The sequence below is a fragment of the Paenibacillus silvae genome (assembly GCF_014639235.1).
Taxonomy (GTDB): domain Bacteria; phylum Bacillota; class Bacilli; order Paenibacillales; family Paenibacillaceae; genus Paenibacillus; species Paenibacillus silvae.
This window is the reverse complement of record NZ_BMFU01000001.1, coordinates 405,619-432,592: the sequence shown is the minus strand read 5'-3', so window position 1 is coordinate 432,592 and position 26,974 is coordinate 405,619. Positions and strand designations below refer to the sequence as shown.

At 46.5% G+C, this 26,974-nt stretch carries 27 protein-coding genes; 24 read left to right on the top strand and 3 right to left on the bottom strand.

The features are described 5' to 3' along the window. Positions 1-132 precede the first annotated feature (132 nt). The 4 genes from IEW26_RS02020 (at position 133) to IEW26_RS02005 (ending at position 3,666) form a co-directional block, all read left to right on the top strand. On the top strand, positions 133-1,182 hold the full coding sequence (locus IEW26_RS02020) for a metal ABC transporter substrate-binding protein (RefSeq protein WP_188591113.1): 1,050 nt from the start codon (positions 133-135) through the stop codon (positions 1,180-1,182). A 111-nt stretch (positions 1,183-1,293) separates the two neighbouring features. Then, positions 1,294-2,052, top strand: a complete 759-nt coding sequence (locus IEW26_RS02015; protein ID WP_111269688.1) for a metal ABC transporter ATP-binding protein — start codon at positions 1,294-1,296, stop codon at positions 2,050-2,052. A 49-nt stretch (positions 2,053-2,101) separates the two neighbouring features. Beyond that, on the top strand, positions 2,102-2,905 hold the full coding sequence (locus IEW26_RS02010; RefSeq protein ID WP_111269674.1) for a metal ABC transporter permease: 804 nt from the start codon (positions 2,102-2,104) through the stop codon (positions 2,903-2,905). A 47-nt stretch (positions 2,906-2,952) separates the two neighbouring features. Continuing rightward, on the top strand, positions 2,953-3,666 hold the full coding sequence (locus tag IEW26_RS02005; RefSeq protein ID WP_111269673.1) for a cytochrome c biogenesis CcdA family protein: 714 nt from the start codon (positions 2,953-2,955) through the stop codon (positions 3,664-3,666). A 120-nt stretch (positions 3,667-3,786) separates the two neighbouring features. Here IEW26_RS02005 and splB read toward each other — a convergent pair whose 3' ends face one another. Beyond that, entirely contained in the window at positions 3,787-4,857 is a 1,071-nt protein-coding gene (gene splB / locus IEW26_RS02000; protein WP_111269672.1) for a spore photoproduct lyase, read from the bottom strand. 185 nt (positions 4,858-5,042) lie between these two features. Between splB and mntR the strand changes: the two genes are divergently transcribed. The 3 genes from mntR (at position 5,043) to IEW26_RS01985 (ending at position 8,586) form a co-directional block, all read left to right on the top strand. Continuing rightward, positions 5,043-5,471 carry a transcriptional regulator MntR gene (gene mntR / locus IEW26_RS01995; RefSeq protein WP_110895316.1) on the top strand — a complete coding sequence of 143 codons (429 nt, stop codon included), beginning with the start codon at positions 5,043-5,045 and terminating at the stop codon, positions 5,469-5,471. A 199-nt stretch (positions 5,472-5,670) separates the two neighbouring features. Next, a complete protein-coding gene (locus tag IEW26_RS01990) occupies positions 5,671-7,284 on the top strand; it encodes a family 10 glycosylhydrolase (RefSeq protein ID WP_188591112.1) in 1,614 nt (537 codons plus the stop codon). Between the two features lie 300 nt (positions 7,285-7,584). Then, positions 7,585-8,586 (top strand): patatin-like phospholipase family protein, encoded by a 1,002-nt coding sequence (locus tag IEW26_RS01985; protein WP_188591111.1) that lies wholly within the window; start codon positions 7,585-7,587, stop codon positions 8,584-8,586. A gap of 95 nt (positions 8,587-8,681) precedes the next feature. Here IEW26_RS01985 and IEW26_RS01980 read toward each other — a convergent pair whose 3' ends face one another. Beyond that, positions 8,682-9,017: a hypothetical protein gene (locus IEW26_RS01980; protein WP_145403936.1), complete on the bottom strand. Its 336-nt coding sequence runs from the start codon at positions 9,015-9,017 to the stop codon at positions 8,682-8,684. Between the two features lie 5 nt (positions 9,018-9,022). After that, positions 9,023-10,015 (bottom strand): DUF1385 domain-containing protein, encoded by a 993-nt coding sequence (locus tag IEW26_RS01975; RefSeq protein WP_111269668.1) that lies wholly within the window; start codon positions 10,013-10,015, stop codon positions 9,023-9,025. A 315-nt stretch (positions 10,016-10,330) separates the two neighbouring features. Here IEW26_RS01975 and IEW26_RS01970 point away from each other — a divergent pair, with 315 nt between their 5' ends. The 17 genes from IEW26_RS01970 to spoIIIAG all read left to right on the top strand — a co-directional run bounded on the left by IEW26_RS01970 (position 10,331) and on the right by spoIIIAG (position 26,924). Then, positions 10,331-10,837 (top strand): YqhR family membrane protein, encoded by a 507-nt coding sequence (locus IEW26_RS01970; protein WP_229729682.1) that lies wholly within the window; start codon positions 10,331-10,333, stop codon positions 10,835-10,837. A 77-nt stretch (positions 10,838-10,914) separates the two neighbouring features. Next, positions 10,915-11,358: a type II 3-dehydroquinate dehydratase gene (aroQ, locus tag IEW26_RS01965; protein ID WP_111269667.1), complete on the top strand. Its 444-nt coding sequence runs from the start codon at positions 10,915-10,917 to the stop codon at positions 11,356-11,358. A gap of 39 nt (positions 11,359-11,397) precedes the next feature. After that, complete coding sequence (locus tag IEW26_RS01960) at positions 11,398-12,471, top strand: M24 family metallopeptidase (protein WP_188591110.1); 1,074 nt, start codon at positions 11,398-11,400, stop codon at positions 12,469-12,471. Between the two features lie 69 nt (positions 12,472-12,540). Beyond that, positions 12,541-13,098, top strand: a complete 558-nt coding sequence (gene efp / locus IEW26_RS01955; protein ID WP_145403934.1) for an elongation factor P — start codon at positions 12,541-12,543, stop codon at positions 13,096-13,098. A 193-nt stretch (positions 13,099-13,291) separates the two neighbouring features. After that, the gene (locus IEW26_RS01950) at positions 13,292-14,545 is read left to right on the top strand and encodes an aspartate kinase (protein ID WP_145403933.1); all 1,254 of its coding nucleotides are present in this window, start codon (positions 13,292-13,294) and stop codon (positions 14,543-14,545) included. A gap of 267 nt (positions 14,546-14,812) precedes the next feature. Beyond that, positions 14,813-15,862 (top strand): substrate-binding domain-containing protein, encoded by a 1,050-nt coding sequence (locus IEW26_RS01945; RefSeq protein ID WP_188591109.1) that lies wholly within the window; start codon positions 14,813-14,815, stop codon positions 15,860-15,862. Between the two features lie 250 nt (positions 15,863-16,112). Continuing rightward, positions 16,113-17,030, top strand: coding sequence for a carbohydrate ABC transporter permease (locus IEW26_RS01940; protein ID WP_188591108.1), 918 nt, complete (start codon positions 16,113-16,115; stop codon positions 17,028-17,030). Next, positions 17,027-17,860 (top strand): carbohydrate ABC transporter permease, encoded by an 834-nt coding sequence (locus tag IEW26_RS01935; protein WP_145403930.1) that lies wholly within the window; start codon positions 17,027-17,029, stop codon positions 17,858-17,860. Before IEW26_RS01940 ends, IEW26_RS01935 begins: the two co-directional genes overlap by 4 nt. 49 nt (positions 17,861-17,909) lie before the next feature. Then, positions 17,910-19,199: an ABC transporter substrate-binding protein gene (locus tag IEW26_RS01930; protein ID WP_229729606.1), complete on the top strand. Its 1,290-nt coding sequence runs from the start codon at positions 17,910-17,912 to the stop codon at positions 19,197-19,199. A 45-nt stretch (positions 19,200-19,244) separates the two neighbouring features. Beyond that, positions 19,245-21,779 (top strand): beta-mannosidase, encoded by a 2,535-nt coding sequence (locus IEW26_RS01925; protein ID WP_188591107.1) that lies wholly within the window; start codon positions 19,245-19,247, stop codon positions 21,777-21,779. A 238-nt stretch (positions 21,780-22,017) separates the two neighbouring features. Next, positions 22,018-23,022 carry a stage III sporulation protein AA gene (gene spoIIIAA / locus IEW26_RS01920; RefSeq protein WP_188591106.1) on the top strand — a complete coding sequence of 335 codons (1,005 nt, stop codon included), beginning with the start codon at positions 22,018-22,020 and terminating at the stop codon, positions 23,020-23,022. Then, positions 23,015-23,533: a stage III sporulation protein SpoIIIAB gene (gene spoIIIAB / locus IEW26_RS01915; RefSeq protein ID WP_184187906.1), complete on the top strand. Its 519-nt coding sequence runs from the start codon at positions 23,015-23,017 to the stop codon at positions 23,531-23,533. The genes spoIIIAA and spoIIIAB overlap by 8 nt, the downstream gene beginning before the upstream one ends. A gap of 29 nt (positions 23,534-23,562) precedes the next feature. Beyond that, positions 23,563-23,766 carry a stage III sporulation protein AC gene (spoIIIAC, locus tag IEW26_RS01910; RefSeq protein WP_017687585.1) on the top strand — a complete coding sequence of 68 codons (204 nt, stop codon included), beginning with the start codon at positions 23,563-23,565 and terminating at the stop codon, positions 23,764-23,766. Positions 23,767-23,797: 31 nt separating this feature from the next. Then, on the top strand, positions 23,798-24,187 hold the full coding sequence (gene spoIIIAD / locus IEW26_RS01905) for a stage III sporulation protein AD (protein ID WP_184187903.1): 390 nt from the start codon (positions 23,798-23,800) through the stop codon (positions 24,185-24,187). A 56-nt stretch (positions 24,188-24,243) separates the two neighbouring features. Beyond that, positions 24,244-25,398, top strand: a complete 1,155-nt coding sequence (gene spoIIIAE, locus IEW26_RS01900) for a stage III sporulation protein AE (protein ID WP_373288426.1) — start codon at positions 24,244-24,246, stop codon at positions 25,396-25,398. 32 nt (positions 25,399-25,430) lie between these two features. Further along, complete coding sequence (spoIIIAF, locus tag IEW26_RS01895; protein ID WP_188591104.1) at positions 25,431-26,261, top strand: stage III sporulation protein AF; 831 nt, start codon at positions 25,431-25,433, stop codon at positions 26,259-26,261. Positions 26,262-26,285: 24 nt separating this feature from the next. Continuing rightward, positions 26,286-26,924: a stage III sporulation protein AG gene (gene spoIIIAG, locus IEW26_RS01890; RefSeq protein WP_111269654.1), complete on the top strand. Its 639-nt coding sequence runs from the start codon at positions 26,286-26,288 to the stop codon at positions 26,922-26,924. Positions 26,925-26,974 lie beyond the last annotated feature (50 nt).

Sequence of the window (26,974 nt, the reverse complement as noted above, 5' to 3'; positions counted from 1 at the left end):
ACAAGCATATATTGTTTATGAACTCTGTTCATCGGGAAAGAATGATAGGATACGAGCCTTGACAAGTATGGGCGTCTTCCCTATAATTCTTTCAGTAATGTTTACGATTAAGTGATGCGGAGTGAATTATACATGACAGTTATGCAAAAGAAAACACAGGTTCGACTGGATCGCTCCAGCCGACTCGGTAAACGGAGCACATTGAAGCTGCTTTGGAGCAGTTTGCTCATTCTCAGTTTACTGGTATTGTCCGCGTGTGGACAGAATAGTGAAAGCACAGCCAAAATTGTAGAGGGCAAAGTGAATGTTGTGACAACCTTTTACCCGGTATATGCGTTTACTGCAGCGATTGGCGGAGAGGATGCCAATGTTATCAATCTGCTGCCTACAGGAGTAGAGCCGCATGACTGGACACCCAAAAGTCAGGATATCGTAAATACGTCCAAGGCACAGCTGTTCCTCTATAATGGAGCAGGACTGGAAGGCTGGGTGCCGAATTTTCTGAAATCGTTGAATAATGACACCAAGGTGAAGGCAGTTGCGGTTAGCGAGGGAGTTAAACTGCTTACAGCTGAAGGGGATGACGGTCATGGACACGGTGAAGAGCATTCGGATGATCATGCAGACGAGAGCAGTAATGAACAGCAGGCTGCCGATCATCATATCGACCCTCATACGTGGGTGAGCCCCAAATCAGCCATGATTATGGCGGAAAATATTAAAAAAAGTCTGGTGGAGGTTGATCCTGCACACAAGGATGGTTACGAGCAGCGCTACAACGAGCTTCGTACCAAGCTTGAAGCACTTGATCAGCGTTTCACGAATGAACTGTCGTCTGTGCCAAACAAAGAGATTGTAGTATCACATCAGGCCTTTGGTTATCTTGCCCGTGATTACGGCTTGATGCAGCATGCCATTATGGGGCTTTCCCCGGATGCCGAACCTACAGGGCAGGACATTGTGAAGCTGGCTAAGCTGGTTAAGGATGAAGGCATCAAATATATTTTCTTTGAAGAGCTGGTATCCGACAAATTGGCGAAAACACTTGCCAGCGAAGCGGGCGTGCAAACGATGGTGTTAAATCCGGTAGAAGGTCTGACTCAGGAACAAGTAAACAATAAAGATGATTATTTCACCCTGATGCAGAAAAATTTGCAAAATCTGCTGATCGCATTACAATAAGAAGAATAAGAGTATGCGTCCAGAAGTCTTTGCCGTTTGATCGGCGAAGACTTCTGGAGTGTTAAGCAACAGGTTTACGAGTTTTTATTTATTATGAAGGGCGGCTTTGCCATGCAGCAAATCATGCCACTATGTCATGATCCCATTATCGAGATTGAAAATCTATCGTTTTCCTATGGGGACCAGCGTGTGATTCAAGATCTCAACTTTATGGTCCAGCAGCGGGATTTTGTAGGAATTATCGGTTCGAACGGTGCAGGGAAAACAACGCTGCTGCGTATGCTGGTCGGACTCCTGCCTCCTGCACAGGGAGATATCAAGCTGTTCGGACAGTCGATCCGCAAATTCAAGGATTGGAAACGGATCGGGTATGTTCCGCAAAAAAATGCGTTTAATCCACTGTTCCCGGCAACGGTTCGAGAAGTGGTTATGTCCGGGCTGTACAACAACAAAAACATGTTTCGCCGTATAACACGTCAGGGACAGCAGCAGTGTGCTGATGCCATGCAGGTGATGCGGATTGAGGATATTGCGAACAAACGCATTGGACAGCTGTCCGGTGGACAGCAGCAGCGTGTTTTTCTTGCTCGTGCATTGATTAATCACCCGGATCTGTTGATCCTTGATGAACCTACCGTGGGAATTGATGCCGAATCACAAGCCAGTTTTTTTGAACTCATTACCCATATGCATGAGCATCATCGGATGACTTTCCTGATGGTGTCTCATGATATGGACCGCATGGAGAGTTATCTGGGCTCCGAAGCTGCCCTCACGAATGGCAAAATTCATTTTCATGTTCGTCATTCGCATGAGGTAGAGGATTGTGCAGAGACTAACCTGCAGCATACTACCGCACAGGTTCGCTAGTGATGTCAGTGGGCCATTAGATAGCCAGGCCGAAGGAGTCGAGTTTGTTTTGGAGATATTATTAAGTGATTTTTTCCAGCGTGCGCTGGCAGGCGGTTTGCTTATTGGCATCACCGCTCCACTGATCGGGCTGTTTCTTGTATTGCGGAGACTATCGATGATTGGAGATACCCTGTCTCATGTAACGATTGCAGGGGTGGCGCTAGGTTTCTTGATTGAGGTGTACCCGATTGGTGTAGGTTTAATCTTTGCCGTGCTCGCCTCATTTGCCATTGAGAAGCTGCGTAAGGCGTACAAAAGTTATGCGGAGTTATCCATTGCCATCATCATGTCAGGAGGCGTAGCACTCGCTTCTCTGTTCTTTACCTTGGGCAAAGGGTATAACGCAGACGTCATGAGTTATTTGTTTGGCAGCATATACACGCTGGATGCAACAGATTTGAAGCTGGTTGGAGTGGTAACTTTAATTGTTGTGGTCGTGGTGGCCTTCTTACATAAGGAGTTTTTCCTGCTCAGCTTTGAAGAGGATGCAGCTGCCGTTACGGGATTACCCGTCAGAATGCTGAATATGTTGATTACAGTGATGACAGCACTTGTGATCAGTACGGCGATTAAAATTGTCGGGGCATTGCTCGTATCGGCCCTGCTTACCATTCCTGTGGCTGTCAGTCTGCTGATGGCACGAAGCTTCAAATCAGCCATCATTCTGTCAGTAGTGATTGGAGAAATTGCCGTAGTGATTGGTCTGGTCGTCGCAGGAATCTGGAATCTCGCGCCGGGAGCAACGATTGTATTGCTGCTCATTATGATGCTGATTTTAACGATGATCGGAAAAAAAGGGTTCCGGGCCTGACGTCATGCCTATGAGCAAGCGAGCCGGAGGAAGGGAGACATTGCTTCATGCCTGATGTTAATGTATGGCTGGCTTTTCTTGCTGGCCTCGCTTCTTTTATTTCACCGTGCTGTCTTCCGCTGTATCCATCATACCTTTCATACATTACAGGAATGACCGTGCAGCAGTTAAAGGATGATCGAAATCAGCGTGAGGTACGGTTTAAAACGTTGACCCACACATTGGCGTTTATTTTCGGTTTCTCAGCTGTATTTTATTCGCTTGGACTCGGAGCTGGTTTGTTTGGAGAATTTTTCAATGAGAATCGCAATCTCATCCGTCAATTGTCAGCGATTTTAATTATGCTGATGGGACTTTTTCTGTTAGGTATTTTCAAACCCCATTTTTTGATGAAAGAGCGCAAGCTTGATATGAAATGGAAACCAGCGGGATATCTAGGCTCGTTTATTTTCGGAATTGGATTTTCGGCAGGGTGGTCCCCTTGTATCGGACCGATTCTGACAGCTATAATTGCGATGGCGGCAAGTGAGCCCTCCACGTGGTTTACGTTAATTACCGGATATACCGTTGGGTTTGCTCTTCCATTTTTTGTGCTTGCATTCTTCATTGGCTCCACACGCTGGATTCTGAGATATTCCAACATGATGATGAAGATCGGCGGAGCATTAATGCTTTTGATGGGCGTATTGCTGTTCACCGATCAGATGACCAAAATAACCATTTGGCTGCAGCAGATCACACCTCAGTGGATGATTATCTGATCTGAGAATACAACGAATTCGTGGAAACAAATGACGGATAAAAAAGCAGATAAAGCAGGCTGCATTGAGCCAGAAGTGTTCTGGTTTCATGCGACCTGCTTTTTAATCTGGAGAATAAGTTTAGGTGAAATAATCAATGTTGGCTAACGGAAAGTGCTCAAAGATTCGTTCGGTAATGAACTCGCGCAGTGCATCCTGCTGGTCGTCCTTATACACATATTTATATTGACCCCAGCGGCCCCATTTCATTTTGCGTTTTTCAATATCCATTTCAAGTTTGGTTTTGGGATAACGCTTCTCAATTGTTGCTTTCGCCGTTTTGGTAAAACGGTGCTGGATCATTTCGAACGTCAGATCTTTTGTGGCTTCTTCAGGAAGTGTATCCGCAAGCTTCTGCAACAGTTCAGCATATCCTTCCTGCCAGCCGTCGTACCAGATAATAGGGGCAATAATGAATCCGAGCGGATATCCGGCATGTGCAATTTTGCCTGCTGCTTCAATCCGTTCCTCAAAGCGTGAGGTTGCAGGTTCGAAATTTTTGATAACATAATCGGCGTTAACACTGAAGCGAATACGGGTATGACCGTTGTGCTTCAGTTTTAACAGCGGATCAACATGATGATATTTTGTTACAAAACGCAAACGTCCATATTCTTCATCAGCCATAAAGCGAATCAGATCGCTCAGATTCTCTGTAATATGCTCAAGACCGACAGGATCGGATGTACAAGCGGCTTCGAAACGTGTAATTTCAGGCTTGCGCTCCTCGATATAACCTTTGGCGGCCTCGATAATTTCTTCCGTGTTGACATACACGCGAACGTAAGGCTTTGCACCTAACGTGGTTTGAAGATAACAATAATGACAGTGGCCCATACAGCCGGTTGAGATGGGAATTGCATATTCAGCAGAAGGCTTGGACTGGTCAAATTTGAGCGTTTTGCGCACCCCGACGACTAATGTTCGCTTGGCCATCCGATACTTCTCCTGCTCGGTCTCACCCGGCAGATTGGTGATCCGGTTATGAGAGGTTGTCATCTGATAAGGGATGTTTTGAGACGTTACCCACTCCATGATGCGTTTGCCTTTCTCATATTCCAGTGCACCGGGTTCAAAATATACCAAATCGGGAATAAAGGGTTTAGTGCCTTTTGCTTTTCGAGCAGGGGGCCGGGCAGTTGTAGTGCTCACAGAAACACTCCTTTCATGTGAAACTGGAGTTAGTTTGCCTCGAATGCAGTAAAGTCACGCCTGCCAAATCCTTGTGTGTATCCGGACTGAAGGGTGTAGGACTTGCCAATGCGTATTGATAACATGTATCATTAGAAGATAGGGACCTGGACGTAATGCCGGTCAGAGAGAAGAGAGGGAAGCAGATGCCAACGCCCAGTATGGAAGATTATTTGGAGCGTATTTACAAATTAATTGATGAAAAGGGCTATGCTCGTGTGTCTGATATAGCTGAAGGACTGGAAGTACATCCTTCATCCGTGACAAAGATGATCCAAAAGCTGGACAAGGACGAGTACCTGATCTATGAGAAGTACCGCGGGCTGGTACTGACGCCAAAAGGGAAAAAGATGGGCAAGCGGTTGATGGAGCGCCATCATCTGCTGGAGCAGTTTTTGACTACCATCGGTGTACAGGAAGAGAACATTTACAACGATGTGGAGGGTATTGAGCATCATCTGAGCTGGGACTCTATTACTTGTATCGAGTCATTGGTGGAATATTTCCGTCAGGATGAGAGCCGCTTGCGTGACCTCAAAAATATCCAGGAAATTATGAGTAACACGGAATCCTGAGTCATGAATGAAGTTATATCATAAACAAAGAGATGCTTCTTGCCATTAATATGGCGAGAAGCATTTTTTTATGTTCATCTGAATCTGATCCAAGATCATTCACCAACATTTGGTCAATTTCGCAACTAAATCGCTCTGCCAAGCGTCTATTAAACTAGTAGATTTTACCGCAAATTTAATGATGTTGGAGGATTGGTTGATGAAATTGCGTAAAGGATTATTGCTTCTGCTTATTTTTGTACTCGGTTTGCAGACAGCAGGATTGACTGCCCAGGCAGCTGCTCAGAAGGAAATTTCGATCTTTCTGGATGGTCAGCGTCTGGAGTCGGATGTGTCCCCTTATATTTTACCCAAGGTAAATGTAACGATGGTACCGCTGCGGGTGATTAGCGAAGGGTTGGGGGCTTCGGTTTTATGGTCTCAGGCAACTCGTACGGTAACGATTCAGAAATCCGATTCGGTCATTACGATGACCAGCGGACGTCAGCAGGCGACAGTGGACAACGCCATTGTAAATCTGGATGCATCTGTGCAATTAAAGCAGGGGCGTGTGATGGTTCCGATTCGCTTTGTAAGTGAAAATCTCGGCATTCAGGTAAACTGGAATCAGGCGGCTCAGACCATTGATCTGTACACAGGTAATGGAACAGCACCGACACCAGAGCCAGAACCTACACCAGCCGTTCCGGCAGAGCCAGGCGGTGCGGTAACCCCGGCTTCAGATGAAATGCGCGGAGCATGGATTTCGACCGTTAACGGGGATTGGCCGTCTTCTGGAGCGAAAGGCAATGCAGACAAGCAGAGGCAGGAGTATACGAGCCAGCTTGATCAATTGAAGGCTATGGGTATCAACGCTGTATTTGTACAAGTGAGAGCAAATGCCGATGCAATCTATCCATCAAATTTGGTGCCTTGGAACAGTGTGCTGACGGGAACACAAGGGAAAGATCCCGGTTATGATCCGCTCGCCTTTATGATTGAGGAAGCACACAAGCGTGGTCTGGAATTCCATGCCTGGTTTAATCCATTCCGGGCGACGAATTCGGCAGCAACATCCAATCTGGCAGCAAACCATATTTCCAAGCTTCATCCAGACTGGATTGTAAATGCGGCTGGCAAGTTATATATTAACCCGGGAATCCCGGAAGCAAGACAGCATATTATGGATACCATTATGGAAGTGGTAAACAACTACAACATTGATGGCGTGCATCTGGACGATTACTTCTATCCATCCAATGTAACGTTTAACGATGATGCTGCCTTCAAAACGTATAATACTTTAAACACAACAGATCGTGGGGCTTGGCGCCGTGACAATATTAATCAGTTTGTGCAGCAACTTGGACAGAATATTCATCGTGTCAAAGCTAATGTGGAATACGGCATCAGCCCGTTCGGTGTATGGCGTAACAAGGCCAATGATCTGACCGGTTCGGACACCAAAGCAGGTGTCACGGCTTATGACAGCATGAATGCGGATGTACGGACTTGGATCAAACAGGGCTGGATTGATTATGTGGCCCCACAAGTGTACTGGAGTATGACCCTCAGTGCTGCAAGGTACGACAAGGTCGTGGATTGGTGGGTTAATGAGGTAGCCAATACTAACGTGAAACTGTATATTGGTCATTCCCCGTACAAATTGGGAACGCCCGAAATTGGATGGCAAACCTCACAGGAGATCATTGATCAACTAATCTATAACGAGAAGTATCCGTCCATTGGTGGAGACATTTATTTCAGTTCACAATATTTGACGAAGAACCCGCTGGGTATCGTTGAACGTTTGAAAACCTATTACGGTCTGTAACACATTAAAATTGATCTTATTCATCTATATAAATTGAACTATTCATTTACACGTGAACGGAGAGGACAGAAAAACCTGAAAAAGCGGAGCGGTCGCCTTTATCACCGGATTTTTCCCTTTGGAAAAGGGAATCCAAAAAATCTGGGGATAACAGCGATTGGAAGGCTGTTCTGTCATCGGAGTGGACTGTGTAAAATCTTTAGTTCAACTTATATAGATATATCAGTTATATGACCAACCCCTGTTCTCATACAGTGGCAGTAGAAGCATGGCTGCCTGGAGAACGGGGGTTTTTGGTTTATGTTAATTAATGGAGTGTTTGAGGGCGGAGGCGTGAAAGGCATTTCGCTGGCAGGTGCGGTACAGGGAGCACAGGACTGCGGAGTTCAATTTAATCGGGTAGCTGGAACATCGTCCGGCTCGATTGTAGCAGCTTTGCTTGCGGCAGGTTATCGGGCTGAGGAAATGAAGGTTATTATAGAAAGTACACCGTTTGCTTCGCTGCTTCAGCGTTCACCTATATTTAACGCACGCTGGATTGGACCTGCAACAAGACTGTTTTTGAAAAAGGGACTTTACTCTGGAGAAGCGCTTGAGTCATGGATACGCAAGATGCTGCTGCAGAAGGGGATACGTACATTTGCGGATTTACCGCCGGGCAAACTGCTCATTACTGCATCAGATATATCTAATGGCAGCATTCTTGTATTGCCGGATGACATTCGTCGGTTCGGTATTGAACCGTCTAAACTGGAAGTGGCCAAAGCGGTACGGATGAGCTGCAGCATACCTTACTTTTTCGATCCGGTGGTCATACGCAAATCACCCGTCATGTCCAAAGGGCTTCCTTTTCAGGATCAGTTTGTATATGTGGTGGATGGAGGATTGTTAAGTAATTTTCCGCTATGGCTGTTTGACGGAGAGCGCTCAGTAGAGGATGGAGATATTATTCCGGTCGTTGGCTTTAAGATGGTGGGCAAAAACGAAGTGCAGCCCGCACGGATCAAAGGACCGCTTACCATGCTGCAGGCTCTTGTTGAGACCATGCTCACTGCACATGATGAGCGATACATTGAGCAGATTAACCGCTTCCGTACCGTCAAAATTCCTACGTTAGGCATCAAGCCGACTCAGTTTAATTTGTCAGTCCAGGACAGCACGAATTTATTTCGTTCCGGCCTCGTTGCAGGAAGAGAGTTTTTTAATGCATGGAACATGAAAATATACAACGAGCAATTAGAGAAGCAACGCAAAGAACAGCGGAATAAAAACACAGATGCTCCACCTCTGGTTCCCGTATGAAAATGATGTTAAGGGTAAACGATTGTACCCGGCTTATCTCCCAAGTTAGATGCAAAAAAAGCAATTCCCACCAAGGTGAGAATTGCTTTTTGACATTAGTGATACTTCGGAATATCCTCTTCACTCTTGCCTTTTTGTCCTTGAATGACCTGGAAAGGATAATCCTTGCGTTTTCTGGACGAGCTGCTTTTGCGGGCTGAAGCATTGTTCTGTGCATTCACTTTCGCCATCGTTTTTGCCGAAGGTTTGATCTTGGGTGTTTTGGCTTTCCGAGACCAGCGGGCAGGCGGGTATTTGTATAGCAGGAACACAACCCCGAACACAATCAGAGGGATGAGAATACTGGACAATGAGGCTTTCGTCAAAAAACTGATAATTCCAAAAGCAGCCAGTACCATGACCACCCAGAATACAATTGCCTGCTTGTTCATTTCATTCACCCTTTCACAGGATCAAATGTGGCTACAGGAACTTCAGCTGCCGTAGAGACGTTCGCAAGCTTGGCATCCAGCTCACGCATGCGGTTAAACGATGCGATGGATACCTCCACTTGTGCATTCGTTGGTTCTTTGGTAGTCAGGAGTTGCAGCCAGAGCCCCGGATACCCGAGATAACGAAGTACAGGAATGTCACGCACTGAATTCGTAATTTTAAGAAGTTCAAATGAAACGCCCAATACTACTGGAAGCAGCAACAGACGCTGACCCATACGTTCCCAAAGGTTATCATAGGTAAATACGGAATACAGGAATATACCGATAATCACTGTTAGCATGATAAAGCTGCTTCCGCAGCGATAATGCAGTCTGCTGTACTTTTGAACATTTTCCGGTGTCAGTTCTTCCCCGGCTTCATAAGCACTGATGACCTTATGTTCTGCTCCATGATATTGGAACAAACGTTTAATCATCGGTGTCTGTGAGATTAACCACAGATAGGCGAGCAGCAGAATCAGCTTGATAACGCCTTCCAATACATTATGCAAAAATTGATTGTTGAATGCATTTTTAAATAAGAAGTCCTCGATCACCACAGGCAGTAACGTCAGCACAATTTTGCCGAAAAGGAAGGAAAGAATGGCTACAGCCGTCACACCAATGATCATACTAAGGCTCCAGCCGGAACCTTGCTTCTCTTGTTGTTTGGCTTTTTCTTCCGGCTCCAGTTCATCGTCAGCATAAGCGTCAGCGGAGTAATTCAGATGTTTGCTGCCTTTGACACTTGAATCTATAATGCTGACAATTCCTCGCAATAACGGAATCCGCCGCAATTTCATGACCCAGGTCTTGTCTTGCTTGGGAACTTCCAGATACGTAATTTCGCCGTCTTTTCTACGAACAGCTGTAACGTTGACGTGTTTGCCGCCAAACATTACACCTTCAATGACAGCTTGCCCCCCGTAGCTGACAGGCTTGGATTGTTGAGGCAAATCATTCACCTTCCTATTCTGTTCTACGCCTTTACAGTGAAAGGCAGTTTTATATCCTTATTGTATCGAATTTTGTGAGCAATTTCTAGTTTATGAGGTAATCCGCAGGTGAAGCTGTTAAGATTGTCCTGTTTTGAACATACTACGCCCTAGAACTGTGAGAAAATGTCTAGCACATAGCATGAGCATCTTACGAAGAAGGGGACGTTAAAGATGACGGATTATAACGATAAGGAAATGCCAATTCGTGATCAGCACGATGAAAAATCAGACCCGCACTCGCAGCGGCGTCCGCGACGAAGGGATGACAAGGTGATGGGACGACGTTCCATACCCAGACAGGGGGATGCGCATTATTATACAAACCCATTCTCCTTTGCACTGGAGCTGGGGTTCTTTGCCGGTCTGATCTGGGGAGGAATTCATTGGCTGTTCCATCTGCTTCATTTTACCGTAGTACCTGTCGGTTTTATTGCAGAACTTTTTTTTAAGCATGAGTACATTTATACTTCGGCTGGGCATTTGACAGGATGGCTGTGTTTTATTGTGTTTTCTATTTTGGCTTCCCTGCTATACACCTTTACCATTCGAAAATTAAAAGGGCCTATTCCAGGTATGGTCTACGGCATCGTTTGGTGGGTGATTCTCTTTGTTTTGCTAGGTCCCAAGCTTGGTATGATGAAGCCGCTGAACAGGTTAACATGGGATTCTATCTTTACGGAAATCTGTTTCTTCCTGCTCTGGGGTTTGTTTATCGGTTACACCGTAGCGATGGAGTATACGGACGAACGAAAAAGGGAACCGGAACAAGCCGGAGCCTAGACGCAAAAAAGCTTCTCAATCCGGCAATGGCTGTGTTAAAATAGCAGATGGTTATTTGCAGAGAGGGTGGAGCAGCAATGAAACGAATTATTGTGATCAATGGCCCGAACCTGAACATGCTTGGTGTTCGTGAACCAGGCATATATGGCACGATGAGTCTGAAGGATATTGAAGACAATATTCGCAGACAGGCCGAGCAATTGGGTGTCTCCATCGCTTTTTATCAATCCAACCATGAAGGGGATATCATTGACCGCATTCATGCCGCTATGGGTGAGGCAGACGGGATCATACTGAATGCGGGGGCGTTTACCCATTACAGCTATGCTATACGTGATGCAATCAATGCCGTGAAGGTTCCTACTGTGGAAGTTCATCTATCCAACATTCATGCACGTGAAGCGTTCAGACATCATTCAGTGCTTGCAGCAGAAACGATCGGGCAGATTGCCGGATTTGGCGAAGTAAGCTATGAACTGGGATTGCTGGCTCTCGTGCGTCATCTGGACAAACAAACCTGAGCCGGGAACCCGGGAATGTGAGAGAAAGAAGGGTTACCGATGGAAAACAAACGAGTACACAAGTTACGCGAGGCCATGGCTGAGCGTGAACTACAAGCCATGCTGATTACGAATCCGATCAACCGTCGTTATATGACGGGCTTTACAGGCTCGGCAGGCTATGTGCTTATTACGGAAAACGAAGCATATTTGTTGACTGATTTCCGTTATATGTCGCAGGCAACCTTGCAAGCCAAAGGTTTTAATGTGCTGGAGCATGGCGTTAAACCGATGGATTCCGTAAGGGATTTGCTTGCAGCTGCTAACCTCAAGGAAGTAGGCTTTGAACAGGATTCAGTCACATTTGGTACACATGCTGCTTATGCAGAATCACTGCAATCGGTTAAACTGAAAGCTGTATCCGGCATAGTTGAGCAGCTTCGCATGTTTAAGGATGCGGACGAAATCGCGGTTATGCAGCGGGCTGCTGACTTGGCCGATGCCACGTTCAGCCACGTTTTGCAATTTGCCAAACCGGGCATGACTGAACGTGAAGTGGATCTGGAGATGGAGTTTTTCATGCGCAAGCATGGAGCGACGAGTTCTTCCTTTGATACCATTGTCGCTTCGGGTGAACGCTCCGCGATGCCTCACGGCGTGGCAAGCAGCAAGGTGATTGGACAGGACGAGCTGATTACATTTGACTTTGGTGCGCTGCTGGACGGATACTGCTCCGACCTGACACGTACAATTGCTACAGGCAACCCTGTTCCCGAGCTGCGCAAGATTTATGATATTGTACTGGAAGCACAGTTACATACGCTGGAGAACCTGAAACCAGGTATGACCGGACGGGAAGCAGATGCACTTGCACGGGATATCATTGCAGGCTACGGATACGGAGAGCAGTTTGGACACAGCACAGGCCACGGTCTGGGCATGGAAGTTCATGAAGCTCCACGTCTGTCCAAGCTCAGCGATGATGTGTTGAAACCGGGCATGGTGGTTACTGTTGAACCGGGGATTTACATCGATGGACTTGGCGGTGTGCGGATTGAGGATGATGTGGTTATGACCGAAACGGGTATCCATATCCTTACGAAATCGGATAAGAAGTTCACCGTTATTGCATAACCTGCCAGCTACTTGAGATATGAATCATTCATATCACTGACTTTTTACTTATACCAGGAGGGATTTTTTGTGATTTCAGTAAACGATTTTAAAACAGGCTTGACCGTAGAAGTAGATGGAGACATCTTCACTGTACTTGATTTTCAACATGTAAAACCGGGTAAAGGCGCTGCCTTTGTACGTTCCAAATTGAAAAACCTGCGTAACGGAAACACGGTTGAGCGCACGTTCCGTGCAGGTGAAACCATTGGCCGTGCAATCATCGAAAACCGCGGTGTATCTTATCTGTATGCAAGTGGTTCAGAGCACACGTTTATGGACAACGAAACTTACGATCAATTCACGTTGACAAGTGACCAGCTTGAATGGGAATTGAACTTCCTCAAAGAAAACATGAACGTGAAAATCATTAGCTACCAAGGTGAAATCCTGGGTATCGACCTGCCTACCAGCGTTGAGCTGAAAGTTATTGAAACAGAGCCAAGCGTTAAAGGTAACACGGCACAAGGTGCTACCAAAAACGCAAAAGTTGAAACAGGTCTGAACGTACAAGTACCTTTGTTCATTAACGAAGGCGACGTGCTTTTGATTGATACACGTGAAGGTAAATATTCCTCCCGTGCGTAACTTTCATACGCTGTAAGCTTGAAAGCGTGAATGAGAAACCCTTTGCCAACTCATTGGCAGAGGGTTTTTTTGAAAAAAGATTAGCCTATCAGGCGCTTTCGTAATATACTGGGTTAAAGTCATTTCTCGGAGAGAATAATGACGAAAGACATCAATTTATGCATAACTGCACAAGGTAGGGAGTGGATTTGCGTTGTCATTGTACGTCATGAAATTTGGGGGCAGCTCGGTCGGAGATACAGAGCGCATGAAGCGTGTAGCCGGTCGTGTTGTGGAAAAAGCAGATGAAGGGCATCAATGTGTTGTCGTGGTCTCGGCCATGGGGGACACAACCGATGATTTGATTGATCAGGCAAAGCTGCTGAACAGTGATCTGCCTGCTCGTGAAATGGATATGCTGCTCACAACAGGTGAGCAGATTTCGATCTCGTTATTGTCTATGGCTATACAGGCACTTGGACGCAAGGCGGTATCCTTCACAGGATGGCAGGCCGGATTCCGGACTGAGCCGGTACATGGCAAAGCTCGCATTCAGGATATCCGTCCTGAACGTGTCAATGCAGCTCTGGCGGATGGCAATATTGTCATTGTTGCCGGTTTCCAAGGCATGACGGAAGATGGTGAGATCACCACACTGGGCCGTGGCGGCTCGGATACAACAGCGGTTGCACTGGCAGCTGCCATTCAGGCGGACGCTTGCGAGATCTATACGGATGTGGACGGAATCTATTCCACAGATCCAAGGATCGTCAAAGTCGCACGCAAGCTGAAGGAAATTTCCTATGACGAAATGCTGGAGCTTGCGAATCTGGGAGCAGCGGTGTTGCATCCTCGTGCGGTAGAGTACGCGAAGCATTCCGGTGTACCGTTGATCGTAAGATCAAGCTTTAACCATAATGAAGGAACGGTTGTTAAGGAGGAAGCAGCAATGGAACAAGGCGTAGTAGTAAGTGGGATTGCATATGATAAAAATGTAGCACGCATCAGCATTTTGGGAGTACCGGACGTGCCGGGCGTACTGGCTGAAGTATTTGGCGCACTTGCAGCCGAACAGCTCGATGTAGACATCATTGTACAGAGCGGTGTTATGGACGGCAAAGCGGACTTCTCGTTCTCGGTTGCGCTATCGGATCGCGAGAAAGCGCTGCATGTCATTGAAGGCTTGCACAGCCGCCTGCCATATCGTGAAGTAACCTCTGAAGAGAATCTGGTTAAAATCTCGATTGTAGGCGCAGGTATGGTAAGTCATCCGGGTGTGGCTGCCAAAATGTTCAAAGTGATCTCCGGCGAAGGTGTAAGCATCAAAATGGTAAGCACATCGGAAATTAAAGTTTCCTGTGTTATCGATGGAGAGAAGCTGCATGATGTAATTAAAGCATTGCACACGGCATATGACCTGGATACAGAAGAGCAAGCTGTGATCGGTGGACCGCAAGTCCGCCGATAATTGAATAAACTATTTTGTCAAAAAGTCTCGTAAGTATTAACTAAGACAAATAGGAATAAAAAAGGCTAATCGATGTTAATCTCGGTTAGTCTTTTTTGATTCGTTTACAGGTTATGCGCTGCTCAACTGGTGTTGATTAGCGAGAAGCTGTACGAAGGAGTACAGCTCCTGTACAGCATGCATCTCTTTTGTTATGATGTAACGGATTAGTTTGGTTTACAAAATTACTTTTGTAAACCTCTTCAGAAGAGACGGGGTGGAGCAGCATTGGACAAGAAGAAAAAAGTAACGATGCAGGAAATTGCGGACCGGGTTGGTGTATCTAAATACGCAGTATCGAAGGCATTATCCGGCAAGGCGGGCATCAGTGCGGCAACTCGTGAACGAATTTTCGAGGTGGCCTCGAATCTGGGGTATTTGGATCAACAGCTAACAAAACGCACGATGGCCTCCAAGACGCAGACAGAGGAAGAAGAACGCATGATCGGAATACTCTTTCCGGATATCCGTAGTCAGAATCGTGACTCCTTTTATTGGGGGCGTGTGCTTGAAGGAGTGTTTCGTGGTCTGGAAGGACATGGGATCTCATCGGTGCTGATTACGGACGACAGTCCTCAAAACTTTAACAAACTCATGCGACCAGAGGCATTACTGGGTATAATCGGAATCGGGTTGATTGAGACAGCCATGCTGGTTGAGTTGCGTTCACTTGGTATTCCTTTTGTGATCATAGATCACGAGGATGAACTGGTCGCTTCAGATACGGTGTTCATGAACAATTACGATATCTATCGTAAGCTGACGAAATTTCTGATAGGTAAGGGCCATCGACATATTCAGTTTGTAGGAGACTGGACATATGCTCGTAGTTTTGCCGATCGTTGGAGTGGATTTAAGGCGATACTTGATGAAAACGGCATACCGTATATGCCGCACAAAGAACTGTTACAGATCCGACCGTCGCATCGTGAGGATAATCTGGAGCTGATTCGCATAGCGATGCAACAGTTGATTGAGAATTCTTCCACTACCGCGATTATATGCGCTAACGACAAGGTGGCTTCTTTATGCATGAATGAATTGGAGAAGAAAGGTAAACGGATTCCTGCCGACATCTCGGTGGTCGCTTTTGACAATGATCCTGAAGTTCATGCGCAATACCCGGAATTATGTACTGTAAACGCAGAGACAGAGGTGCTTGGGATTCAGGCGGTTGAAATTATGCAATGGAGGCTGAAGCATATCTCCATGCCTTATGAGAAACGTCTCATTCAAGGTGAATTAATCATCAAAGGCAGCATTGGCAGTCTGGTCTAAAAAACAACCATATGAGGTTATCCATTACATGGTGAATGTAAAGGATAGCCTATTTGGTATGGGGTGAATGTCTATCACATAAGAGATATTCATTTTGTTTATCTATGTAAACGCTTAAAGTAAACCAATATAAATTTAGTAAACATAATAATATTAATAAATTAGTTGACAGTATACTTATGAAATGACTATGATGGACTCAGATACAGCGTTTCGCGCTGACAGACTACAATGGAAACGGGGTAATGCTATGTTCGGCAAAAAGCGGGGAATCGGCTGGATCTACCATCAGAATGTGGCTGGGTATGTATTTATCTCGCCTTGGCTGATTGGTTTTCTGTTATTAACGCTGTGGCCGATTCTACAATCTTTTTATCTCTCGTTCACAGACTATTCTCTTTTGGATTCGCCAACATGGGTAGGATCGCGCAACTATAGTGAAATTTTACAATCTGACAAATTATTTTTGAAATCGCTTACAGTTACGTTTGCATTTGTGCTATTAGCGGTACCGATTAAGCTTTTCTTCTCGCTTATGGTTGCGATTTTGCTGAACAAGGATATCAAGGGCATGAATGTTTACCGCACAGCCATCTACTTTCCGTCCTTAATTGGGGGCAGCATTGCGGTGTCCGCTTTATGGCGGAACATGTTCGGCATGGATGGTTACATTAACCACGTGCTTGGCTGGTTCGGCATTACGGGAATCGGTTGGATATCCAATCCGAATACAGCACTGGGAACTCTGATTTTGCTGAATGCCTGGCAATTTGGATCAACCATGGTCATTTTTCTAGCTGGATTGAAGCAAATCCCTAAAGATCTATATGAATCGGCCTCTGTGGATGGAGCCAGCAGTATTCGGAAGTTTTTCTCGATCACGATCCCGATGCTCTCTCCGGTGATGTTCTTTAATCTTGTACTCGGCATCATTAATTCATTCCAGATGTTCACGTCGGCTTTTGTCATTACCGCTGGAGGTCCGGCGAATTCCACGTACATGTATGTGTTGTTCCTCTACGACAAGGCGTTCAAGCAGTTTCAGATGGGTTATGCATCAGCGCTGGCATGGATTCTGCTTGTGATTATCGGTGTCTTTACAGCACTGAATTTCATTGTATCGAAATACTGGGTGTTCTATGAATCCGAAGGAGGTAAATCAAAATGATAACTAGCAGTCAGAAGACCTGGAAGACACATTTTATTCTGATTCCATTTTCCCTGCTTATGATTTACCCGGTGTTATGGTGGATTGGAGCCTCCTTCAAAAGCACGGCGGAACTTTCCTCACCGTCATTATGGCCAACGACCTGGTTATGGGAGAACTATAGCAATGGCTGGAGCTTTACGTCTGACTTTACGTTTGCCCGTTTTTTTGCCAATACGTTAATGATGGAGTTTTGGAATGTATTGGGTGGTGTTGTAACAGCGGCTCTCGTGGGTTATGGGTTCGGGCGATTGAATTTCCGGTTTCGTAACTTCTGGTTTTCGGTGCTGCTTCTAACGATGATGCTGCCTTCACAAGTAACCGTTGTGCCTCAATATATTTTGTTTAACAAACTTGGCTTGGTTGATAGTTATGTTCCGCTTATATTGCCGCATTTCTTCGGGGGCGGCGCATTTTTCATATTTCTGATTGTGCAGTTCATTCGTGGCATTCCACGTGAACTGGATGAAGCAGCGCAGATTGATGGCGCCTCCGTTTACGGTATTTTCTTCCGTATTATTGCTCCGCTAATCAAGCCCGCACTCGTGACCGTAGCGATTTTCACCTTTTTATGGAGCTGGGACGACTTTTTCTCGCAGCTGCTATACCTCAATTCGGTAGAAAAGTTTACGGTAGGGCTTGGACTTCGGATGTTTATTGATCAGTTTGAGGTGCAGTGGGGTCAATTGCTCGCGATGTCACTATTGTCCGTTATTCCTTCGGCAATCGTCTTTTTTGTAGCTCAAAAGCATTTCGTGGAAGGCATTGCAACAACAGGGATCAAAGGTTGATTTCTGATGACAGGTAACACATAACTTCACATACAAGGGAGGTCATTCAATGATGATCAAAGGTAAACGTTGGCTGAAAACGTTGACGATGGGTGTGCTGGCTGCAGTAATGGTGACCGGCTGTGCAGGAGGTTCCAATTCGGGCGCAAGTGAAGGCCAGGGCTCCGGCACACTCAAAATGATGTGGTGGGGCTCGGATGCTCGGCATGAAGCGACCAAAAAAGCAATCGAACTGTACACATCGAAACATACGGATGTCAAACTCACAACGGAATTTACATCTTGGGATGGATATTGGCAGAAGCTTCCCACCCTTGCCGCCTCGTCCTCACTCCCGGATATTTTGCAGATGGATGCGGCATATATTCATGGTTATGCCAAGCGGGGGCAACTGGCAGATTTGTCCGATCTGGACTTGAGTGGCATTGTGGATGAGAAGGTGCTGGAGAACATCAAGATTGATGGCAAGCTGTATGGCGTGCCTTTGAGCTACAATGGTGCGGGTTTGGTCTATGACAAAGTGACACTTGAGCAATACGGGATCAAATTACCTTTTAACAACTGGACGTGGGATGATTTTTTTGCTTATGCCAAAGAAGCACGGAGCAAGCTGCCAGAGGATAAATATCCAATCGACGACCTGCGCAACATTTGGGAATTCTATCAATTTTATCAGACTGCCAAAGGCAAAGGACCTATTTTTCAGGATGGAAAATTCAATCTGGATAAAGACACCTTTTTCGAATTTAACAACACCTATGCCGAATTTCAAAAAGAAGGCGTTGTACCGCCAGCAGATCAACAGCTAGCTTTTAAAGAAAATGACCCGCAGCTCGACTCTCTGGGTTCTGGTAAAGTCATGCTTCGTACAGCATCGGTTGGCTCGGCTAGTGCGATTGAAGCACTTAAACCTGGTCAACTGGCAGTGAACAGCAATCCAATCGGTGAGAGCGGAGGTGGCTGGGCTCAGTCGACGATTTTCTTCTCTATAAGCGCGAATTCCAAAAATGTGGAGCAGGCGAAGCAATTTATCAAATGGTTCATATCTGACCCGGAAGCAGGCAAAATTTTGGGGATGACACGTGGTATTCCGATTAATGATGAAGTGTACGCGTCCCTTGAGACAAATCTTACGGATGGAGAACGTTTCGGGAAAGAATTGCTGGATGTGGCCAAACCGAAGGCTTTACCTTTCTATCCTGCGCCTCCTGGTGCTGAAGATTTTACGGCTACGTATAAGTCTGAGATGGAGAGTGTCATGTTTGGTAAAGTGACCTTGGAGGCAGCTTATGATGTGTTGGTGGAGAAAGGTAAACAGGCTGAGGCCAAAATGAAATAAATTTTATTATATAGACATTGAATGATATAAATGGAGGCAGAAACCATGCTATTAAGTGATCATTGGAGAATTCAGCAATATGAGGTGGGCGAGAAACCGCCGCTAACCATTGCTGCTGCAGATTTGGATGATCGTTTCTGGATGAGCGCGAGTGTGCCTGGAGATGTACATTCCACTCTGATTGAACGTAAGCTGATAGATCATCCGTATTATGGGCATAACGATATCCGTTCACGCTGGGTGGAGCAGAAGGAGTGGTGGTACCGCACACGCTTTCAGATGGATGCCGATCCAACCAAACAAGAGCGCTGGGAATTAATTTTCGAAGGCTTAGATACACATGCTACGGTTTATGTGAACGGTCTTGAGATGGGTACAGCCAGCAATATGCACCGAACATATGTGTATGATGTTTCCCGTGTTATACATCAAGGCCAAAATACAATTGCTGTCCGATTTGATCCACTCTATCTTCATCACAGGGATAAAGCACTGATGCAGTGGTCGTCTTACACGAAGGAGCGTCCATGGATTCGAAAGGCAGCGATGAATTACGGTTGGGACTGGGGGCCGCGCATTGTAACCGTTGGAATCTGGGGCAAGGTGAGACTGGAGCGTCATGTGCAAGCCAAGTTCGAGGGCGTATATGCGTATACGAAGCACTGTGACGAACAGCAGGCCAATATTAATGTTGAGCTTGAAGCGAAGAAGTATCGCGGGTGCGGTCATCTGACCTATCGTGCTTGTTTACTTGATGCGGATCAGCAGGCTGTGGCTCAAGTGGAAGGTGAACTGCAAGGTGAAAAGGCCGGATTCAATCTGCATGTATCAGAGCCACAATTATGGTGGACTCATGATCTGGGCAAGCCTTACCTCTATCAACTGGAAACCGTACTGCTTGCAGACGGAGTGGAGGTAGATCGGAGAGAGCAGCGAATTGGAATCCGAACGGTAGAGCTGGTACTGAAAGATGAACAGGGAGAGCCTGCATTTGCTTTTCATATTAACGGTGTGAAGCTGTTCGCCAAAGGGTCAAACTGGATTCCGGTCGATAATCTGATTGGAGCCGCTCCTGACTCCCGATATAAACATCTGATCATGTTGGGCGTAGAAGCTAATATGAACATGCTGCGAATCTGGGCAGGAGGCATTTATGAAAAAGACGTCTTCTACGATCTTTGTGATGAGCTCGGGTTACTGGTGTGGCAGGACTTTGCGTTTGCCAATGCGCTTTTCCCTGATTATAATGCTGATTTTGTGGAAAATGTTCGGCAGGAGGCCATCTGCAACATTCAAAGATTGCGTAATCATGCCTCGCTCGCGTTATGGTGCGGCAATAACGAAATTGACTGGCTGTACGATATGAAATCGTCATCCGGCGATATCACGACACCATTTTATGGTGAAACGATTTATCATGAGATTTTACCAGAGTTGTTAGAACAGCTTGACCCTGCACGTCCATACTGGCCTTCATCTCCATATGGCGGGAATGATGCGAATGATCCGAATTATGGAGATCGTCACAACTGGCAAGTGTGGCATGGTTCCGTCTATCCACGTAAATTTGGCGAGGTGCCTTTGCTAGATTATAGTGTGGAGGGTGTCACGTTCAAAAACTATAAAAAAGATTTCACATTATTCAGCAGTGAATTTGGTATGCATGCCTCTGCTACGAAATATACGTTGGAGCGAAACATTCCAGAGGATCAATTCTATTGGGGAAGCGTAGAGATGGCTTATCGCAACAAGGATACGAACCATCAGAAGGGCATCTTACTTATGGAAGGGTTCACAGGAGTGCCTCAAGATCTGGATGAGTATATCCAGTTTTCGATGCTTACTCAGGCTGAGGGATTGAAGTATGGAATTGAACACTATCGGCGCAACAAAAAGCGTACAAGTGGCTCCTTAATCTGGCAGCACGGCGACAGTTGGCCTGGAACCAGCTGGTCATTAATCGATTATGAGCTGCTACCAAAAGCGTCCTATTATTATGCACGTAAATTTTATCATCCGTTGCTATTAAGTTTAAACCATGAACCTGATGAGTTATTAGAAGTATGGGTGATTAATGATCAATTAACTTCGCTGAGTGGTCTGGTCATCATGGAGATTTTTGATATGCAGGGTTATTCCATTCATCGTATGGAGCTGCACACCGAGGTAGAGGCCAATGGTGTAGTGAAGCTGGGAGAATGGGACGAAAAGCAGGTGTTGCAAGGTTTGCCTCCAGAACAAGCGGTGTTGAAGTTATCTGCGCCTGCCTGGGACTGCCCGGATAACGTATATTATTTACGTGATGCAAAGGATGTACAGCTTAGTCCAAGCATCATTAGAGCTTCATATAATGAAGAAACTGGGCAATTGCTTGTGCAAGCAACTGAAGCGGTAGCCCGAATGGTTCAGATTTCGATCCCGCAAGGTAATGTGCGCATGAGTGATAACTACTTTGATCTGCTTGCAGGGGAGCAGCGAACTGTTGATATACGTCAAGCGGACGGGGAAGCGCTAGATTACCAACATATTATCGTAGCCGCGTTGAATGCGGAAAAGGTCGCCGTTACAGTGACAAGATGATTAAGATGTAACTTATATTTATGTAATTTAAGGCATATAGCCAAAGCCGGAAGCATGAACGATGCTTTCCTGTTTTGGCTTTTTGGCATGGAGAAGAAGTGACGTCTCTTAATTTTACAGTCCAAAAGAAATGATAGATTTCAGCGTCATAAAATGAATGTACAGGCATAAACTTGAGATATGAACAAACGTCAGAGATGAAAAATAAGATGAATGACAAAGTTGGAGGAGCCGACACATGAAAGTGAAATGGAGGGACCTTTTTCCGGAACCGATCCGAACCATCTTAGGCAGAATGCCGCCTGCCCAATTGGACAAATTGGAAGAAGTCCGCATCCGTGAAGGCAGACCCTTGGAGATTAATGCGGGAAACACCTACCATTTTCTTACCGCAGAAGGTGCGATGACGGGTAAACCGGAAGAGGCGTATATTCCCCAGAAGGAAGTGACTCACAGACTGCTCGATCTCATAAGTAATCACTCCCTGTATACCTTGGAAGAAGAACTGAGAAAAGGCTTCATCACGATTCCCGGCGGGCATCGCATTGGACTTGCCGGTCGAACGGTGCTGAGTGGAGGGCGTGTAGAATATTTACGGGATATTAACGGATTCAATGTTCGGATAGCCCGCGAGGTTGAAGGCATTGCTGACCCGGTTCTTCCTTATCTGGTGGATATGAATAACGGACAAGTGCTGCATACGTTGATCTTGTCTCCGCCTCAGCAGGGAAAGACAACATTGCTCCGTGATCTGGCAAGACAGATCAGCAGCGGCACGAAGCTGACGTCCGGTAACGAACTGAGACAAGGTATACGTCCGAGACTAAAGGTCGGCATTGTGGATGAACGTTCTGAAATCGCCGGGAGTTACAAAGGAGTGCCTGGATTTGATGTCGGACCCCGGACAGATGTCATGGATGGATGCCCGAAGGCAGAAGGCATGATGATGATGCTTCGCTCAATGTCGCCGGACGTTCTCATAGTGGACGAGATTGGCCGGCCGGAGGATGCCGAAGCTGTGATGGAGGCTCTGCATGCAGGTGTTTCCGTCATCGCGACTGCACACGGCCGGAATCTGGCAGAACTGTCGGCCAGACCTGCACTGAGAACGTTGATAACCGAGCAGATGTTTCAGCGTTATGTGCTGCTGCAACGGACGAGCCGGGGCATGAGCTTCAAGCTGGCTGACGGCAAGATGCGAGGGCTGCAGCATGCCGGAGCAGGAGGTGAAGCCTTTGGTTAACATGTTTGGTGCAGTGCTGATTATGATTGCCAGCTCGCTTGCAGGCTTTTATAAGGCCAGACAATATGCATTGCGACCAAGGCAGCTTCGAGAATTAATCGCCGCACTCCAGCGGTTGATGACAGAGATTAATTATGGTCTAACGCCGCTTCCGGACGCCATGAGCAAGATGGGTGCGCAGACGAAAGAACCGGTGAGGACTCTGTTTATGCACGCCGCATCACAGATGGAGCCTCCGCTCGGGCTCACGGCCAGAGAGAGCCTTCAAGCCGGTGTAGAGCAGGCGTGGGGAAGATCGGCCATGAAGTCAGACGAGCGTGAAGTCATGATGCAATTGAGCTTCAGCCTTGGCACCAGTGATCGTCAGGATCAGACCAAACACATTTCATTAGCTATACAGCAACTTATGCATGAGGAATCCCGCGCACAGGCCGATCAAGTGAAATACGAACGGATGAGCCGCAGCCTGGGGATGCTTGTCGGAGCGTTAATCGTCATTCTGATCTTCTGAAATAGCCGGGATAGCGAGGTGCCAAGGTCATGAATTTAGAAGTGAACGCAATCTTTCAAATTGCGGGCATTGGAATCATTATCGCGATGATTCATACGGTGCTGAAACAAATGGGAAAGGAAGATATGGCTCACTGGGTGACCGTCATCGGATTTGTCGTTGTATTGTTTATGGTCGTCCGTATGCTGGACAGCCTGCTGCAAGAGATTAAATCCATATTTCTTTTTCAATGAGAACGGTCATGAAGCCGGATGGTGGTGACCCGTGGAGATTATTCAAGTTGTTGGTCTGGCACTCATTGCAACCGTACTGATTCTTGTCATCAAGGAACAAAAGCCGATGTTTGCCTTTCTGATTGCGGCGGCAGCCGGTGTGGTCATTTTCATGCTGCTGATTGGCAAGATAGGAGCCGTTATCGAAGTGCTCAAGCGTCTTGCCGAACATTCGGGCATGGAGAGCATCTATCTCAAAACGGTTCTGAAAATTATAGGCATTGCTTACATTGCTGAATTTGGCGCCCAGATTGTCAGGGATGCGGGTCAGGAAAGCATTGCATCCAAAATTGAGCTGGCTGGCAAGGTGTTGATTCTCGTACTGGCGATTCCAATCATCAGCATTATTATTGAAACCGTCATGAAACTGATGCCGGTGTAGAAAGGGCGTGCGGACAACCGATGAAATCTCTGCATGACAAGCCGCGCTGGCACCTCATGATGGTGATGATGATTTGTTTGATGTTTGGCATGATCGGGCAGATAACGGCCAGTGCACCTTCGAACGAGTGGATGCAGCAGCAGGCCGATCAGCTTCCGAAGGATCAGGTGGAGAAATACTGGGATCAGCTTATGAAGCAATATGGCGGTTTTTTTCCAGAAGGCAAGACGCCATCTTTCATGGACATGCTGATTCCCGGGAATGAGGGATTCAGTCTAAAAGCGGTATTTTCTGCGATTGGAAAATTTATGCTTCATGAAGTTTTATATAACGGCAAACTGTTGGTCACCATTGTCATGTTAACGGTGCTTAGCATGATTCTGGAGACGCTGCAGACGGCCTTTGAGAAAAATAATATTAGCAAAATCGCTTATGCGATCTGTTATATGGTCATTATTATCATTGCGATCAACAGCTTCAGCGTTGCGATTGGATATGCCAAAGAAGCCATATCCAGCATGATCAACTTTATGATGGCCATGGTCCCGCTTTTATTCACACTATTGGCCTCTATGGGAAATGTCGTTACCGTATCCGTAACCCACCCGCTGATTATATTTATGATCCATATGGTAAGCACGCTCATTCACTTGCTGGTATTTCCGCTTCTCTTTTTCTCAGCCGTGCTGCATCTGGTGAGCTCAATCTCAGACAAGTACAAGCTGACACAGATGGCGGATCTGCTGCGCAATATCAGCGTAGCCCTGCTGGGTATTCTGCTTACGATGTTTCTTGGTGTGATTTCAGTACAAGGAGCATCGGGGTCTGTTGCAGATGGCGTCAGCTTAAAGGCGGCCAAATACATTGCTGGAAACTTTGTGCCTGTGGTCGGCAGAACCTTTGCAGATGCAACAGATACGGTCATAACGGCATCATTGCTGGTCAAAAATGCGATTGGGTTGACAGGTGTCATTATTATTTTGTTTCTGTGTGCTTTTCCGGCAATCAAAATACTGGCGTTGGCCTTAATCTACAACGTGACCGGAGCCATTATGCAGCCGCTTGGAGATACCCCCATTGTGGAGTGCCTGCAAGCCATTGGCAAAAGCATGATCTATGTCTTCGCCGCACTGGCGGCGGTTGGAATGATGTTTTTTCTCGCAATTACCATTTTACTGACCGCAGGTAATCTGACCGTCATGATGCGATAAATGATTGCAGACAGAGAAAGGGGCTGGTGAGGATGGGGTGGCTGAGCAGCTGGCTGCAGGACCTGATCATGATCGTTTTGTTAGCGACATTTGTAGACATGCTGCTTCCAAATCGTTCTATGGAGCGTTACGTCAAGCTTGTGCTGAGCCTCCTTATTCTGCTAACCTTGCTCTCACCGATTACCAAATTGCTGCGGAGTGATCCGATAGGCGAGCTGAAACGAGCGATGTCTGTAATGGATGCGCCGTCAGATGGTCAGGCAACACTGGAGCAGATTCTGGCCAAGGGAAGGCAGATGCAGGCAAACGAGCAGCAGCAGTCCCTGCAATGGACGGCAAAGGAGCTTGCTAACGTCATGAAAGGACAGATTGAGGATACAACCGGGGCGAAGGTGCAGTCTGTCGAGGTGCAGCTTGCGATGAAAAAACAAAGTACCGACGCGGAAATCGCTTCTTCGGTTGATCTGCCTGTCATTCAGCATGTTGTAGTCCAGATGGCGGGGGTGGAGAGGAAGGAATCAGGCGAGACTGCACAGGTAGATCAACCGATCTTTGCCACACATGAAACGGATGAAGCTGAAGCAGATCAGTCAGGGTCTGAGCCAATTCAGATTCAGCCGATAGAAATTTCCAAGGTGCAGGTGGAGTCACAAGATCAGTTTCCAAACAGTAACCCTACATCTACTCATCAAACGTCAGAGCCGGCTGCTGCACGCAACTCGGATGAAAGCAATGATACACAGTCAACCAGCGCTTCACGATCTGAACATGCTGTCCAGATTATTACGCTGCTAACCGAGCAATGGAAGATTGATGCGAGTCAAGTGCAGGTGACGGAGGCCAAACATGCTGAAGTGCTGTAACAGCGCGAAGAAGGAGGGAAATCGATGAAACGGTGGCTCAAAAAGCTGGAAACCTGGATGGGCGGCGGGGAGAATGGGGCAAAGCGAAGCCAGACCTTCCGCTGGCTGATCATTTTAGGGCTGATCGGAGTAGGAATCATGCTGTTTAATTCTTTCGTCAACGTTAAAAAAATTGATTCCGAGAATATCGGCCGTGAGCCGCCTGAGCAGGCAACTTCGATGTCGACTATGCAGAATGATCTGCTGGAAGAGAATCCTTTTCAGGCCATCGAGATTGCTTTTGAAGACAAAATGAAAGGTATTCTGGAAAATATCGTTGGTGTAGGCACGGTTGATGTCATGGTTACCGTCGATTCCACGGAAGAACTGGTCGTTCAGCGAAACGTTAAAGATTCACAGCAGCTTACCGAGGAGACGGATGCCAATGGCGGGAAGCGCCATATGACGCAATACACCCGGGACGGGGAAATAATTACGTATGAAATATCAGGGGATCAGACACCGATCGTGACCAAAAAGCTGAAACCGCAAATACGTGGTGTGCTGGTGGTCGCTAGAGGTGCAGAGAACAAGGTAGTCAAGGATCTGATAACAGACGCTGTTGAAAAAGGTTTGAATGTTGCGGCCTACCGGATTTCGGTTGTTCCGCGCAAACAGGATTGAAATCATTCATCTATGAGTTGCAAGACAGAAGCTCGATCCGCCAGAATCAA

What these genes read in the sequence shown, in the direction of transcription:
- IEW26_RS02015 (WP_111269688.1), top strand. Translation starts at nt 1,294, where the DNA reads ATGCAGCAAATCATGCCACTATGTCATGATCCCATTATCGAGATTGAA.
- spoIIIAF (WP_188591104.1), top strand. Translation starts at nt 25,431, where the DNA reads ATGGGGTGGCTGAGCAGCTGGCTGCAGGACCTGATCATGATCGTTTTG.
- IEW26_RS02020 (WP_188591113.1), top strand. Translation starts at nt 133, where the DNA reads ATGACAGTTATGCAAAAGAAAACACAGGTTCGACTGGATCGCTCCAGC.
- IEW26_RS01935 (WP_145403930.1), top strand. Translation starts at nt 17,027, where the DNA reads ATGATAACTAGCAGTCAGAAGACCTGGAAGACACATTTTATTCTGATT.
- spoIIIAG (WP_111269654.1), top strand. Translation starts at nt 26,286, where the DNA reads ATGAAACGGTGGCTCAAAAAGCTGGAAACCTGGATGGGCGGCGGGGAG.
- IEW26_RS01990 (WP_188591112.1), top strand. Translation starts at nt 5,671, where the DNA reads ATGAAATTGCGTAAAGGATTATTGCTTCTGCTTATTTTTGTACTCGGT.
- mntR (WP_110895316.1), top strand. Translation starts at nt 5,043, where the DNA reads ATGCCAACGCCCAGTATGGAAGATTATTTGGAGCGTATTTACAAATTA.
- aroQ (WP_111269667.1), top strand. Translation starts at nt 10,915, where the DNA reads ATGAAACGAATTATTGTGATCAATGGCCCGAACCTGAACATGCTTGGT.
- IEW26_RS01930 (WP_229729606.1), top strand. Translation starts at nt 17,910, where the DNA reads ATGATGATCAAAGGTAAACGTTGGCTGAAAACGTTGACGATGGGTGTG.
- spoIIIAE (WP_373288426.1), top strand. Translation starts at nt 24,244, where the DNA reads ATGATGGTGATGATGATTTGTTTGATGTTTGGCATGATCGGGCAGATA.
- IEW26_RS02005 (WP_111269673.1), top strand. Translation starts at nt 2,953, where the DNA reads ATGCCTGATGTTAATGTATGGCTGGCTTTTCTTGCTGGCCTCGCTTCT.
- IEW26_RS01970 (WP_229729682.1), top strand. Translation starts at nt 10,331, where the DNA reads ATGGGACGACGTTCCATACCCAGACAGGGGGATGCGCATTATTATACA.
- IEW26_RS01925 (WP_188591107.1), top strand. Translation starts at nt 19,245, where the DNA reads ATGCTATTAAGTGATCATTGGAGAATTCAGCAATATGAGGTGGGCGAG.
- IEW26_RS01985 (WP_188591111.1), top strand. Translation starts at nt 7,585, where the DNA reads ATGTTAATTAATGGAGTGTTTGAGGGCGGAGGCGTGAAAGGCATTTCG.
- IEW26_RS01940 (WP_188591108.1), top strand. Translation starts at nt 16,113, where the DNA reads ATGTTCGGCAAAAAGCGGGGAATCGGCTGGATCTACCATCAGAATGTG.
- spoIIIAC (WP_017687585.1), top strand. Translation starts at nt 23,563, where the DNA reads ATGAATTTAGAAGTGAACGCAATCTTTCAAATTGCGGGCATTGGAATC.
- spoIIIAA (WP_188591106.1), top strand. Translation starts at nt 22,018, where the DNA reads ATGAAAGTGAAATGGAGGGACCTTTTTCCGGAACCGATCCGAACCATC.
- IEW26_RS01960 (WP_188591110.1), top strand. Translation starts at nt 11,398, where the DNA reads ATGGAAAACAAACGAGTACACAAGTTACGCGAGGCCATGGCTGAGCGT.
- IEW26_RS01980 (WP_145403936.1), bottom strand. Translation starts at nt 9,017, where the DNA reads ATGAACAAGCAGGCAATTGTATTCTGGGTGGTCATGGTACTGGCTGCT.